The sequence below is a fragment of the Haloarchaeobius sp. HME9146 genome, from assembly GCF_025399835.1.
Taxonomy (GTDB): domain Archaea; phylum Halobacteriota; class Halobacteria; order Halobacteriales; family Natrialbaceae; genus Haloarchaeobius.
In genome coordinates, this window is the sequence record NZ_JAODVR010000001.1 from 1,657,803 (window position 1) to 1,670,697 (window position 12,895).

17 protein-coding genes are annotated in these 12,895 nt (G+C 67.1%); 11 read left to right on the top strand and 6 right to left on the bottom strand.

The features are described 5' to 3' along the window. Nucleotides 1–61: 61 nt before the first annotated feature. The 3 genes from N6C22_RS08510 to N6C22_RS08520 all read right to left on the bottom strand — a co-directional run bounded on the left by N6C22_RS08510 (nucleotide 62) and on the right by N6C22_RS08520 (nucleotide 3,208). On the bottom strand, nucleotides 62–871 hold the full coding sequence (locus tag N6C22_RS08510; RefSeq protein ID WP_261650671.1) for a class I SAM-dependent methyltransferase: 810 nt from the start codon (nucleotides 869–871) through the stop codon (nucleotides 62–64). A gap of 75 nt (nucleotides 872–946) precedes the next feature. Next, entirely contained in the window at nucleotides 947–1,855 is a 909-nt protein-coding gene (locus N6C22_RS08515) for a diacylglycerol kinase family protein (RefSeq protein WP_261650672.1), read from the bottom strand. 144 nt (nucleotides 1,856–1,999) lie between these two features. Then, nucleotides 2,000–3,208 (bottom strand): right-handed parallel beta-helix repeat-containing protein, encoded by a 1,209-nt coding sequence (locus tag N6C22_RS08520; RefSeq protein WP_261650673.1) that lies wholly within the window; start codon nucleotides 3,206–3,208, stop codon nucleotides 2,000–2,002. A gap of 163 nt (nucleotides 3,209–3,371) precedes the next feature. Between N6C22_RS08520 and N6C22_RS08525 the strand changes: the two genes are divergently transcribed. From N6C22_RS08525 to N6C22_RS08555, 7 genes are all read left to right on the top strand, one after another. After that, entirely contained in the window at nucleotides 3,372–4,040 is a 669-nt protein-coding gene (locus tag N6C22_RS08525; RefSeq protein WP_261650674.1) for a TetR/AcrR family transcriptional regulator, read from the top strand. A 122-nt stretch (nucleotides 4,041–4,162) separates the two neighbouring features. After that, nucleotides 4,163–4,816: a hypothetical protein gene (locus N6C22_RS08530; RefSeq protein WP_261650675.1), complete on the top strand. Its 654-nt coding sequence runs from the start codon at nucleotides 4,163–4,165 to the stop codon at nucleotides 4,814–4,816. Between the two features lie 109 nt (nucleotides 4,817–4,925). Then, a complete protein-coding gene (locus N6C22_RS08535) occupies nucleotides 4,926–5,552 on the top strand; it encodes a helix-turn-helix domain-containing protein (protein ID WP_261650676.1) in 627 nt (208 codons plus the stop codon). A gap of 62 nt (nucleotides 5,553–5,614) precedes the next feature. Then, complete coding sequence (locus N6C22_RS08540) at nucleotides 5,615–5,812, top strand: hypothetical protein (RefSeq protein WP_261650677.1); 198 nt, start codon at nucleotides 5,615–5,617, stop codon at nucleotides 5,810–5,812. Nucleotides 5,813–5,867: 55 nt separating this feature from the next. Beyond that, nucleotides 5,868–6,134, top strand: coding sequence for a 50S ribosomal protein L37ae (locus N6C22_RS08545; protein WP_261650678.1), 267 nt, complete (start codon nucleotides 5,868–5,870; stop codon nucleotides 6,132–6,134). After that, complete coding sequence (locus N6C22_RS08550) at nucleotides 6,131–6,265, top strand: DNA-directed RNA polymerase subunit P (protein WP_261650679.1); 135 nt, start codon at nucleotides 6,131–6,133, stop codon at nucleotides 6,263–6,265. Before N6C22_RS08545 ends, N6C22_RS08550 begins: the two co-directional genes overlap by 4 nt. A 10-nt stretch (nucleotides 6,266–6,275) precedes the next feature. Next, nucleotides 6,276–6,536 (top strand): KEOPS complex subunit Pcc1, encoded by a 261-nt coding sequence (locus N6C22_RS08555; protein ID WP_261650680.1) that lies wholly within the window; start codon nucleotides 6,276–6,278, stop codon nucleotides 6,534–6,536. On the opposite strand, the gene N6C22_RS08560 is transcribed toward N6C22_RS08555, so the two are convergent. Next, nucleotides 6,530–7,432 (bottom strand): hypothetical protein, encoded by a 903-nt coding sequence (locus N6C22_RS08560; protein WP_261650681.1) that lies wholly within the window; start codon nucleotides 7,430–7,432, stop codon nucleotides 6,530–6,532. The genes N6C22_RS08555 and N6C22_RS08560 overlap by 7 nt on opposite strands. A gap of 200 nt (nucleotides 7,433–7,632) precedes the next feature. On the opposite strand from N6C22_RS08560, the gene N6C22_RS08565 reads away from it, so the two are divergent. Both N6C22_RS08565 and N6C22_RS08570 read left to right on the top strand, forming a co-directional pair. Beyond that, nucleotides 7,633–8,010 carry a prefoldin subunit beta gene (locus tag N6C22_RS08565; RefSeq protein ID WP_261650682.1) on the top strand — a complete coding sequence of 126 codons (378 nt, stop codon included), beginning with the start codon at nucleotides 7,633–7,635 and terminating at the stop codon, nucleotides 8,008–8,010. A 6-nt stretch (nucleotides 8,011–8,016) separates the two neighbouring features. Then, the gene (locus N6C22_RS08570) at nucleotides 8,017–8,262 is read left to right on the top strand and encodes a DUF3194 domain-containing protein (RefSeq protein ID WP_261650683.1); all 246 of its coding nucleotides are present in this window, start codon (nucleotides 8,017–8,019) and stop codon (nucleotides 8,260–8,262) included. Here N6C22_RS08570 and N6C22_RS08575 read toward each other — a convergent pair. Together N6C22_RS08575 and N6C22_RS08580 are read right to left on the bottom strand one after the other, a co-directional pair. Next, nucleotides 8,259–10,118 (bottom strand): DUF2070 family protein, encoded by a 1,860-nt coding sequence (locus N6C22_RS08575; protein WP_261650684.1) that lies wholly within the window; start codon nucleotides 10,116–10,118, stop codon nucleotides 8,259–8,261. The genes N6C22_RS08570 and N6C22_RS08575 overlap by 4 nt on opposite strands. A gap of 60 nt (nucleotides 10,119–10,178) precedes the next feature. Continuing rightward, entirely contained in the window at nucleotides 10,179–10,730 is a 552-nt protein-coding gene (locus tag N6C22_RS08580) for a GMP synthase subunit A (protein WP_261650685.1), read from the bottom strand. Nucleotides 10,731–10,882: 152 nt separating this feature from the next. Between N6C22_RS08580 and N6C22_RS08585 the strand changes: the two genes are divergently transcribed. Next, nucleotides 10,883–12,691: an alkaline phosphatase gene (locus N6C22_RS08585; RefSeq protein WP_261650686.1), complete on the top strand. Its 1,809-nt coding sequence runs from the start codon at nucleotides 10,883–10,885 to the stop codon at nucleotides 12,689–12,691. Between the two features lie 55 nt (nucleotides 12,692–12,746). Beyond that, on the top strand, nucleotides 12,747–12,884 hold the full coding sequence (locus N6C22_RS08590) for a hypothetical protein (RefSeq protein ID WP_261650687.1): 138 nt from the start codon (nucleotides 12,747–12,749) through the stop codon (nucleotides 12,882–12,884). The last annotated feature ends 11 nt before the right edge of the window (nucleotides 12,885–12,895 follow it).

The window sequence follows — 12,895 nt, forward strand, 5'->3', positions numbered from 1 at the left end:
TTCGCTAGGGCAAGTAACTGTGTTCGCCTTCAGGGGCCGGAACGGCTGGCCGTCTCCGGAGCTACCGCCGCCCCGAGATGACCTCGACCTCGCCGTGCTGGACGAACGTGTCCGTCTCGAGCTCCCGGAGATGCTCGCGCAGGTCGGCCTCGAAGGCGTCTTTCCGGTCGCCGAAGCGGGCCGGCGAGCAGAACGAGAGCGAGAAGACGTAGCCGACGATGCTGTCTTCGTCCCACTCGCGCTCGTACGCGATGGTCTCGGTCTCGACGTCGGCGAAGCCGTGCTCGGCGAGCAGGTCGTCCCACGGGTCGTCGTACTCCTCGATGGGGCCGGTCCGCTCGGGGAGGTCGTTGAGGTACTCGGCGGCGAGCGCGTGCACGCCCGCCTGCCAGTCGTCGTCGAGCCCGTGGGTGAGCCACTCGCCGTCGGTGACGAGCGCGACGCCGCCGCCCGGTTCGGTCAGCTCGAACAGGTGGTCGAGGGTGCGAGGCTGGTCCATCCAGTGGAAGGACCGACCCATCGTCGTGAGGCGAACCGTGCCGATGCCGGCGGGCAGGTCCGCATCGGACCCCTGCACCCACTCGACGTTCTCGCAGCCGGCCGCCACAGCCTGTTCGCGGGCCTCGCGGAGCATCGCCTCGTTCGGGTCCATCCCGACCACCTTGCCGGCGTGTTCGGCGAGCGGGATTGCTATCTGGCCCGCGCCACAGCCGAGGTCGAGGACGCGGCTCGTCTCGTCGACGCCGAACCGGTCGACGAGGTACTCGATGGCGTCGGTACCGTACCGAGGTCGATAGCGGGCGTAGTACCATTCGGTGCTGGCGAAGCGCTCGGCGCTGTCCGGGGTCGTGGAGTCGTCTGACGGGGACATGGTGAGAACGCTCGGAGCCGAGAGAACCGGAGCGCGAAACTTAAGCATTCTGGAACGTTCGTCCCCCGACCCGGCTCAGCGCGCCGACGGTGACGGGTCGTACCCCGGCCCGACCCGCAGTTCGAGGGCGTCGGGGCGGACCGAGAGCGTGAGTTCGCTGTGCTCGCTCAGTTCGCCGTCGCGGCTGAACGTGATGGGTCCCTCGTGCCCGGCGACGGTGAGTTCGCTGGCCGAGATGTGCGTCACGCCGGGCGTATCCTGCCCGAGGAGCCGGTGCCCGATGGCTTCGGCGACCATCGACCGCGTCGGCATCTGCTCGACGACGGCAACGTCGAACAGCCCGTCCTCCATGTCGCCCTGGCCGCCCTCGCCGACGAACTGGCGGGCGTTCCCGACCAGCAGACAGAGCGCTTCGCCGTCCCAGGACTGCTCGCCGTGGTCGGCGGTCGCGTCGACCCGGATGTCGAGCCCGTCGAACGCCATCGCCTCCTGTGCGCCGGTGACCAGGAACGCGAGCGTCCCGAACCGCCGCTTGAGGTCGCTGGAGGCAGCCACGCTGGCTTCGGCCGGCAGTCCAGCGATACAGGAGACGGCGAACGGTTCGTCGCCGGCCATTCCGAGGTCGACCGTCCGCCGCTCCCCGGTGTCTGCGATCTCGACGCCCTGCTGGATGGTCTCGATGCCGACGTTTTGCGCGAGGATGTTCGCCGTCCCGGCGGGGACCGCGCTCAGCGTGACCGACCCGAGGTGGCCGGCGTCGTTGAGGCCGCGAAGCACCTCGTTGATGGTCCCGTCGCCGCCACACACCGCGAGTTCGGAGACACCGTCCTCGCCGGCTTGCTGGCCGAGCCGCCTGGCGTCGCCCGGCCCTCTCGTCTCGACAGTGTCGAAGCCGCGGGCCCGGAGGAGCCGTTTCACGTACTCGGCGTGGTCGCCACTTCCACTCACTGGATTGATGATACAGCGACGGGAACCGATCTGCATTGCGCGGGTGTAGAACGCGATGGTTAACAAGCCCTGCGTTCGGGCAGTCACTCGCGCCGCGACGACCGGGCTGGTACTTCTGCTACCGACGCCGTTCGGTAGCCGCGGATAGTCGGCACCGTCGGCCTGCGAAGGCCGGGGATTTCAGCCCCAGTTGTGACGACCGCGGTCACGACCGCGCCCGCGGCCCCGCCCGCCTGCACGCCTGCGCCCCTGACCGCCCGCACGCCCACGACCTCGACCGTCCTGGTCGCCCGGCCCGGTCTCGAACTCGTCGAGCCAGCCGGTCCCCGGTTGCGACCCGAGGACGCCGGCGGTCTCGGCGTCGACCGCCTGCCGACGCAGCAATCGGACGGTCGCCGCGGGCGAACACCGGCCCCGTATCGGTCCGCCAGCCGCCGTCTGGAAGACCGGTCCGGTCAGACGGTAGTCGTCGTCCCGGTTCCGGAACGCGGTGGTCCTGACCAGCTGTGCCGGGTTGCGCGTGTAGATGTCGAAGCCGTGGTCGTCGTTCCGAACTGCACTGGTTCGGACGACCGCGAGCGCCCCGATGCCGTCGATGTCGAAGCCCGACCCGCCGTTCGAGAGGGCGACGCTGCACCGGAGTTGCGTCTCGGTGAAGTCCTCGACGTCGAAGCCGTCGCCACGGTTCTCCATCGCGCCGCAGCGAACGACGGTCAGGGTGGCTTCGTCGTCGCCGTCGAGGACGAACCCGTGCCTGCCGCTGCCGCGTGAGAGACAGCGCCGGAACTGGATGTCGCGCTCCGTGTCCGCGACGATGCCCGAGGAGCGGCCACGGCGGCCACACTCCTGGACGGTCGTCGCGGTGACGACGGCGCGGGTGTCTTTCAGTCGGATACCACTGTTCCGGGTGCCGACGATGGTCAGGTTGTCGAGACGTCCGGCGGCGTCCTCCATGTCGACACCGACGCCCGAGCGTCGAATCCAGGCGTCCCTGACCCTGACGCCTCGGGAGTCACGGAGACGGATGGCGGTTCCCCCGCCGACGATGCGGAGGTTCTCCAGTCTGACACCACGGGACCGGTCGACGTCGATGCCGACCCTGTTCTCCCGCGGGGTGATGGTGTACCCGTTCCCGTCGAGCGAGACGCCGCGCCCGGCGACCTCGATGGGGCCTTCGATGTCGCCCTCGAGGACGTACCGCTGGCCGGTGCCGAAGAGCCGGATGCGGCCGGCCCCAGCGGGCACGACCGTCGGGTGCCCAGCAGCGACCGGGCGGGCCCACGCGCCGAAACTCGCGCCGGCACCTGCCAGCGCGAGCAGTCGTCGCCGGCTCACGGTTCGGACGGTCCGGTCGGTCGACTGTTCAGGCAGGGGAGGCGTCGATACCATGCTAGAGTCAGACTAGCAAAGAAGATAGCGTAGCCGGTAGCTGTAAGGCCGAAATCACTCGAATTCGGGGTTTCAGGCCGTTTTCGAGTGGCGCTCCTGGTTCGGCTCTGGTGAGTACTCAGCACCCGCCGAGTATTTACTCACTCGGCGGAAAGCACGCGACATGCCCACGGGCGAGGCCGATCCGGACGACGAGCAGGCGGCCGCCGGCGCGGAGGAAGAGCTGAGCGAGACACAGGTCGACATCATGGAGGCGGTCCTGCGGGCGCTCGCCAAGCACGGGTACGCCGGGCTGACCACGAAGAAGGTGGCCGCCGAGGCGTCGGTCTCGGAGGCCGGCCTGTACTACCACTACGACTCCAAGGACGACCTCGTGGTGGCCTTCCTGGAGTGGAGCGTCAGGCGCGACTCGAAACGACTCTCCGCCGCGGCCGACGCCGACCCTGTCACCCGGCTGTTCGCGCTGTGTGATGCGCTACTGGGTGACCCGACCGACGAGGTCGACCGCGGTATCAACGTCGCCGTGATGGAACTGCTCGCTCACGCCCCGTTCAACGACCGGTTCCACGACCTGCTCGAGTCCTACGAGCAACGGGTTCACGAGACGCTGGCGGGGGTCGTCCGCGAGGGGATGGAGGCCGGCGTCTTCCGTGCGGACCTCGACCCCGAGGCGACCGCTGCCTACCTGCTCGTGACCACTGACGGGAGCGCGGGAGCCGTGATGGCCCTCGGGATGGCCGACCTCGGCGAGCAGGTGCGCGACCGGCTGTTCGCCTACCTCCGTGAGAACGTGCTCGCGGCGGGCGTCAGCGCCCCCGAGGAGTATCAGTAGCCCGACCGTTCTCGACTCCCCGGTCGGCTGGGTGGTTCGACCGAAGTCCACGCCGGATGCGTCAAACGCCGCTTTCATACTTGACAAACAAGTTATGTGTAGCTGCCCTCTGTACGGTTGCAATGAACCACCGATTCAGATTCGTATCGTTCCTCACAGTCGCGCTGGTCTGTGCACTCGCGCTGGGTGCCAGCCCGGTCGCGGCCGACGGGGACCAGACCGTCGGCATCTGCATGGTCGGCGTCGACAGTCCCTGTAACGGCGACCACGACGAGAACAGCACCAAAGACGACGTGGCGGAGCCGGTGAACCCCGACGAGTTCCCGCCGGACCCCGACGGCACCGACCCGGTTCGGCCGACCGAGCCCGAGCCGAACTGGCGTGACGGCGTCGTCGACGAGCCCATCAACGACTTCACCGACGACGTGCCCCTGATGCAACAGTCCGGCGTGCGGGACGAGCCGGTCGACTCGCAGAACGATTCTGCAGAGCGCGACCGGTCGGACGAACCCATCCCGACCGAGCCGTACATCGTCTGTGTGCGCGCCCCGTGTGAACTCCCGACCGCCGAGCCGCTGCCGGAGCAACTGCCCCCTGCCGCGGATGGTGACGGCGGCATCGCCATCCTCGTCCCCGCGGACGAGCACGCGACCGCCGCGGTCTCGGCGTCGAACGCCCCTGGACTCGCGCCGTGGTACGACTTCGACCTGGCCCCGGTCCGGTTCGACTCCAACCCGTTCCACCTGTTCGCCCGCCTCTTCGGGTTCTTCTTCTAGCACCCCTGAGGCCGGTCTGCCACCCGATCACACCCACGAACCACGCCGGTAAAGCGCCGGTTTGATGCAACGAAATCCGAATACATCCCGACACCGTATATTCCAGTCAATGGGCCGTATCTTCCCGATAAAACGCGCCGTCGAACACGAGCCCGGCCAGTCCAAACTCGTCGGACTGACCGACGAGACGGCCGACGAGGTGTTCGCCACGCTCTCCAGCGCCACCGCGCGGACCATCCTCGAAGCGCTCTACGAGGAGCCCCACACACCGGCGGACCTCCGCGAGGTCACCGGAACCACGCTCCAGAACGTCCACTACCACCTCACGAACATGGAGAACGCCGGCCTCATCGAGGTCGTCGACACCTGGTACTCCGAGAAGGGGTCTGCCATGAACGTCTACGCCCCCTGTGCCAGGGCGGTCCTCGTGATGGCCAGCTCACGCGACGACCGGTCCATCTTCCGTGACCTCCTCGCGCGCGTGCTCGCGGTCGTCGTGTTCATGGGCGTTGCCACCCTCACGTTGGCGCGGGTCCTCGACGAACTGGCCCGCCCGGAACCCATCACGGAGATGGCCAGTCTTGCCGGTGACGCGGCCTCCCAGCCCGCGAGTCAGCCCGCCACTCAGCCGCTCCTGTCGCCCGAACTGGCGTTCCTCGGCGGCGGTCTGCTCGCCGTCGCCGTCTTCGCCGTGCTCGTCGTGCTCTATCTCCGGCCGTGGTCGCGACCGAGATAGGTGCGATTCCCGACAGAACCCCAAGGCATTTGATTCTCGCTAATTACATCTCATTACACACGATGCGCCGAGCCGATGCGGTCCTCACGACCATCCCGTCCGTGGTCCTGACGGGACTGTTGCTGGAGCGTGGACTGCGAGCGATCACCCTGCCAGACGTGGTCCCACCGGTCGAGTGGGTCCAGTTCACCGTGTTGGGCCTCTGTCTGGCGTTCGTCCTCATCGTCTACGAGGTCGTCGCCGCCCCGTCACTGGAGTGAGCGGGCGGGCGAACTCAACAGGTTTATTTGCCCGCTGACGGTACGAACGGGTATCATGGCCAAGAAGAAAGGAAAGACGGGGAGCGCCGGCCGATTCGGCGCTCGCTACGGGCGTGTCTCCCGACGCCGCGTCGCGGAGATCGAAGACGAGATGCGCAACTCCAAGGTCGACGGCGACAACGTCAAGCGCCTCGGCACGGGCATCTGGGTCAACGAGGAGACCGGTGAGAAGTTCACCGGCGGTACCTACCGCCCCGAGACCCCCGCAGGCCGCACCGTTCGCCGGTCGATTCGCGCCGCACTCTCCGAAGAAGACGAATGAGCTACAAGTGCTCGCGGTGCAAGCGTGACGTGACGCTCGACTCCTACGGCGGCGTCCGCTGTCCCTACTGTGGACACCGCGTGCTGCTGAAAGAGCGCAGTACCGACATCAAGACCGTCGACGTCGAATAGCGTCGACTCGATGTCCTCGTTCTCACACGCGACCAGCCTCGAATTCGAGTACGACAGCGACGCCATCGCGAAGATCGTCGAGCGCAGCGTCGCCCAGGAGATCGGCGAGATAGCGGGCGACCGTTCTTCGACGACGCTCTCGCGGACGGGCGACACCGTCACGGTCGAGGTCGAGGCCGCAGACCTCGTGGCGCTCCGTGCCGGTATCAACACGTGGATTCGACTGGTCGAGGTCGCCGAGAAGATACACGACCTCGGGTCTGGCTACTGATTCTGCGGCGGGTCCACGGCGCGCTGGCTGGGTGTCGAGTCGAGTGCGAGATACAGGTCGTTGACCATCGCCCGGAGTCGCCGGTATCGGTACTCCAACCAGCGGACGCTCAACACCTGGAGGACGACCGCGACCACGAGCGCCCCACCGAGGAGGGCCCCGCTCACCAGGGCGGGATAGCTCGCGATGAGGTCGTAGTTCCCCAGGGAGACGACGAGGGACGTGCGAGCGACCGGCTGGACCAGAAGTTCCCTGACGAGTATCGAGAGGACGAACCCGACCGACCCCAGGAGGACGGCGGTCCAGAGGTTCCGGTAGAAGGTGGCGAGGACGGTGTATCGGTGGTAGAGGGTCGATTCCCCGTGGAGGATACTGTGGCCGAGGTGTTCGAGGTACTCGTCGTCGCTTTCCCAGGCACCAGCCCGGGACCCGTCGTCGCTCGACTCACCGTCCTCGCGGACGAGCCGGTGGAGCTCCCGGGAGAGCTGCCGCAGGACCTCGTGCTCGATGGAGGCCGCCTCGGCCGAGCCATCGTCGCGCTCGACCGCGGCGAGCCGGTCGCGAAGGGTGAACGTCCTGCTGGAACCGTCCCCCTCGCGCGTCTCCTTCGAGACGGCGATCCTGGACAGCTGTGGAGAGCCACCGAGGGGCCACGAGGCCGTCCGCCAGCCGATGTGGGCCATGGTGGCCGCCGCCCACCCTCGGGAGGCAACCGCGTGGAGGACCCGGCCGACCGGGTAGCCGACGGCAACCAGAAGCAGCGTCGAATTCAACTCCGGGAAGAACCGGGTGGGGAAGGACGCGGCGGTGTAGACTGGTGAGAGGAACAACAGGAACACGACACCGGGGACGAGGTCCGCGACGACGTCGAACACAGACAAACGCCGTGTTGGCATTCTGTAGATATCTATCGAACAACATATTAAACGTTGTGTGCGGGCCGTGGCCGCGAGGGGCGAACAGACGACTCCCCCTCGAATTCGCGTCGAAGCGACGGTCTCCCGGTCGTCTTCCCCCATCGAAGGGGATTCTGTGTCTCGGTCCGTTCTTAGCTGAAAAGCGGGGGTTTTTCAAGCCAGAAGCCATCGGTCGGGGTATGCAAGGAAACCTTCCGCCGGAAGCACAGGAGAAGATCGAGGAGCTGCAGGACCTTCAGGAGACCGCACAGCAGGTCGCCCAGCAGAAGCAGTCCGCGGACTCCCAGCTGACAGAGGCCCAGACGGCGCTCGACGAGCTCGACAACATCGACGAGGACACGAAGATGTTCCGTGAGGTCGGCGAGCTCTTCGTCGCGACGGACTACGACGAGGCCAAGGACGCACTCGACGAGAAGGTCTCCAGCCTGGAGATCCGCGTCGAGACCCTCGAGAAGCAGGAAGAGCGCGTCCAGGAGCAGTTCGAGTCGCTCCAGCAGGAACTGCAGGAGATGCTCGGCGGTATGGGCGGCGGCATGGGCGGCGCAGGCGGCGCATAAGCGCGCATGCCCACCGACGAAGAAGTCGTTCGTACGGCCGCGGAAGCGGCTGAGGGACTCATCCTCTCGCGGTTCAAACAGTCCGACGTCACCGACATGGACGTGACCGTCACGTTCGAGGAGGGCGTCCTCGACGTGGACGTGTACCTGAACGTCCCGGGTGAGGAAGCGAAATCGGAGCAGGTCGCCGAAGACGCCGCGCTCGCGGCGCGCAGTGCGGTCGACGACCTGTTCGCCGAGGACGAGTCCTAGGAGAGCAAGAAGACGACCATACTCAGGCCCATCGCGGCCATCGCCATCAACACCGCGAGCGCCCCGCCCATCGAAACCATCGCGTTCGCGTGACTGGCGAGCGTCTCTGTTCTATCGTTCCCGAAGACGGTGACTCGGGCGCGGTCCGACGACATCCCGACGGCGACCCGTTCGCGGTCCGCGAGCGCCTCCGTCGTCAGCCCGGCGACCAGCTCGACGAGTTCGCCCTGGTCGAGGGCCTCGCCCACCTGGTTCGAGGACTCCACCTTGTTCACGATGTGGGTGTCCGTCGTCATCACTTCTGCCGCGTCGATGTCGTCGGGAAGCGCGTCGATGAGTCGTTCGCGGAGTCCCGGCTCCATGTTGTTCCCGTCGACGAGCACGTAGGCGGTGGTCTGGTCGGCGACGGTGACACAGGCGACGCGGACGCCGAGCGGTCCGATGCCCTCCCGCGGCTCCCAGTCGGTCTCCGTCCAGGCGGTGCCGACCTCGACAGGGTGCTGGGGGGCGTCGTGAAGCTCCTCGGCGGCCTTCGCCGCGGCCTGCATCATGTCGAACGAGCGCTCGCTGCCGGGGGTGACGTGGCCGAGGTCGTCACCTTTGAGGCCGTTGTTGCAGTTGTGCGCGTCGACGAGCAGCACCTCGTCGAACCCGCCGGAGCGGGCCTCGGCGGCGGCCGAGAGGCCGACCGCGTAGTCCACGTCGTCGGCGAACCGGGGTGAGTGCGTGCTCACGAGCAGGATGTCGTCGTCGAACGCCTGCGCCAGCATCTTGGCGTCACCGACCTGGGTGCGGACGCTCTCGGTCGCGGTCGTCCCGAACTCGAGCCGGTCGTGTGCGTCCTGGGCGGTCTCGAGGATGGTGTCGACCTCGCGCTCGGTGACGAGGTTGAAGTCGTGGCCCGCGGTCGCGTGGGGCGGGAACGCGAGGCCGTCGGCGGATTCGGCGACCCGCTTCGGGAGGTTCCCGCCGCCGATCTCGCCCATCGGGCCGGGGTGGATCATCGGAAGGACGAAGCGTGCCTTCTCCGTGCCGTCCTCGCGCTCGAAGGCGAGGACGGTGACCGGGACGAGCGCTTCCTCGCCCAGCTTCTCGAAGAAGTCCTCCAGTTCGCGGGTTCCGTCGGCGATGTGGCCGATGAAGCCGCCGAGGAAGTCGAGCACAGAGACACCGAGGCTCTGTTTCCACGGCCGGTCGATGATGACGAGGAAGAGCCAGACCGCGGTCCCGTACAGGAGACAGAGCAGTGCGAGGATGACGAAGTCGCCGGGGAGGACCGGCCCGAGCGAGGTCGGGGCCTGTTCCGGACGGGAGAGGTAGGCGTCGAGGATGGGACCGCCGGCGTCCATGTACCGGAGGGTCCCGCTGTAGACGAACAGCAAGATGGCCGCGGCCGCGGTCTGGATGCTCGCGGGAATCGCCGCCTTCGGGATGGAGTGCTGTGAGATGGCGGCGACGATGAGCAACCGGAACGCGAAGATGGAGGCGAGACCGACGTACAGCACGTCGAAGACGAAGTTCTGGCTGAGGTCGGTCAGGAGTGCGACGAGGCCACCGACCGCCAGGATGGCAACGACCAGAACCTCACACAGCAGGGCGAGCAGCGAGGCGCGGTTCGGGGTGAGCTGGCCCCCGAGGTGCTGGTCGACGACGCTCGTCAGCACCGATGCCGCGAACGTCGGGATGCCGATGAAGAAGACGCCCTGCCACAGGTCCTCCAGCCAGAACGTGTTCTCGAAGACCCCGATTCCCGTCACGGCGGCGACCACCATCGCGAAGGCGAGGCTCTTGTACCAGCGCGGGGCCCGGAAGATGTACCGGGACATGCTGGCCAGGTCGCCCTGGGTTGCCGTCATTATGCTCTATCGGTTTCCGTGGTCGAATAAAACTACTCCGACTGCGGACGAGCGGGAGAACTACTGCTCGCAGAGGGAGACGAAATTCTCGAAGACCTCCTCGCCCTCGGCGGTGTGGGACACCTCGGGGTGCCACTGCACGCCGTAGAGGCCGCGGTCGGGGTCGGACATGGCTTCGACGCCACAGACGTCGCTCTTGGCGGTGATGGTGAACCCCTCGGGGACCTCCTTCACCTCGTCGGCGTGGCTCGCCCACACACGGGTCTCGGGGTAGAGCGACCCGATGAGGGGGTCGTCCTCGTCGAGGACGTCGACGTTCACGTCGGCGTAGCCACCGTAGTCGCCGGAGCCGACCTCGCCGCCGAGTTCCTTCGCGATTATCTGCATGCCGAGACAGATGCCGAGGACCGGCACGTCCGCGTCGAGGTACTCGCCGGACTTCCCGCGGCGATCCATCTCGGGGCCACCGGAGAGGACGATACCGTCTGCCTCGACCTCGCTCGGCGGTGTCTCGTTGTCTACGACCTCGCTCTCGACACCCATGTCCCGGAGCGCGCGGTGCTCCAGGTGGGTGAACTGCCCGTGATTGTCGACGACGACGATTCGCGTCATTACCGGCGGGTTACGTGGCCGTGCTCAAAAACGGTCCGGAACAGGTCGCGGTTGTGCACGAACGGGCAGGTTCCGGGGATTGGGTTGGCCGCCTGTGACGTTCTCGCCGGCCGCGATAGCTTCAACACCCCGGGGGAGTAACCAACTGCCCAATGACCGACGAGGACGCCGGGCGAAGGGGCACTGGTGACCCGGGTACCAGAAGCCGCTTCCCTCGGCAGGCCCCGAACTCGACCGACCACGACGAGTTGCTCTCTCTGCTGTCCCGACACGACCTCGCGTTCGCCCGTGACCCGAAGGAGCCAGACGACCCGAGCGTCTTCGAGTTCGACCCGGACGAGGACGCAGACGAGACGTTCCCGCAGTCCATCGCCAGCGGTGGCCCGACCAGCGAGGGCGTCATCCTCTGGACGCGAATCGACCCGGACGTGTTCGACCACGACATGCCGCTGGCCGTCGAGGTCGCGGCGGACGAGGCGTTCACCGAGGTCGTCCACCGCGGCGTCATCGAGGACAGCGCGGCCATCGAGGCCCACGACTACACGGTGAAGGTCGACCTCGACGGGGTGCTTGACTCCTTCAGCGAGTACTACTACCGGTTCGTCTACGGGACCACCGCGAGCCGAATCGGGCGCTGTCGCACCCTTCCGGCACCGGACGAGTCTCCCGAGGAGCTCTCGCTGGCGGTGCTGACCTGCCAGAACTACCTCAACGGCTACTACCCGGCGTACCACTACATCGCTCAGGAGGACATCGACTTCATCGTCCACGTCGGCGACTTCATCTACGAATCGGCGGATGGCCACTTCAAGAGCCGGTTCGCCCCGGAGTATCCGGGGAGAGAGAAGGACTTCCCGAGCGGCTACAGCCTCGTCGAATCGCTGGAGGACTACCGCTACCTCTACCGCGTCTACAAGTCCGACGGGTACCTCCAGGAGGCGCTGGAACAGCACACAATCATCCCGGCGTGGGACGACCACGAGATCGCCAACGACGTGCACTGGGACTACGAGGCGGACGCCCCGGCAGCCGACCATCCCCGCGGCGACGACCCGGAGTTCATGACCCGGCTCGCCGCCGACGCGATGCACGCCTGGTGGGAGTACATGCCCGCCCGCATCGAGTACGACCACGATGCCGACAGGCTGCAAGAACGCTTCCGGCTCTGGCGACGGTTCGACTTCGGTGACCTCGTCTCGCTGGTGATGACCGACGAACGCCTGTTCCGGACCGAAGAGCGCGACCTGCTGTTGCCGACCGAACGCGCGACCGCCCCCGAGCGCGAACCGCCGGACCGGACAATGCTCGGCCCGTCCCAGATGGAGTGGTTCCTCGAGCAGGTCGAGGAGACCCAGGAGCACTCGACCTGGACGGTCTGGTCCGACGAGGTGCTGACACTCCCGTTCAAGGTCGGTGCTGGCCCAGCCACGCTGTACCCGGTCCAGGGTGGGTGGGACGGCTACCGTCGCGAGCGCCAGTACCTGATGAACGCGCTCGCCGCCCGCGACGTGGAGAACTTCGTCACCATCACCGGCGACATGCACTGCTACATCGCGGGCTACCAGCAGACCGAGTACCGCGACGCGCTCGACCACAAACTGGTCGGTCCCGTCGACGAGGAGAAACGGGTCGGCGTCGAGTTCATGACGCCCGCGCTGACGAGCCTGAACGTCGCGGAGGCGGTCGGCCTGACCGAGGGGCCCCTCGCCAAGCCCACGGAGCGAATCCTCCGGAAGGCGGTGACACTCCAGAACCCGCACATCGAGTTCTTCGACAGCCACCACTGGGGCTACTCCGTCGTCACGTTCACCGAGGACGACTGCACCTACGTCGGCTACAGCGTCGACAAGTCCGTGGATTCGCCGGACGCCCCGCGCGAGCTCATCACCGCCCAGCGGGTCCCAGAAGGGAAGACCCAGCTCGAGGACGTCACCGACGAGTACCGGTACGGCAAGCGCTGATCTCGGATGGCGAACGACCGGTGAAACTAAGCACCCCGCGAAAGTTCATGACGGTATGGAACTCCCTATCGACCTCGACCACCCGTCGTGGAAGTCGGCGGCGGGCGTGCTCGGTGGCTACGGTGCCATCCTCGCGCTCATGACGGTGCTTCTGTTCGGTCTCCCGCTGGCGCTGTTCATCGCGCTCGGGTAAGTCGGCGCGGC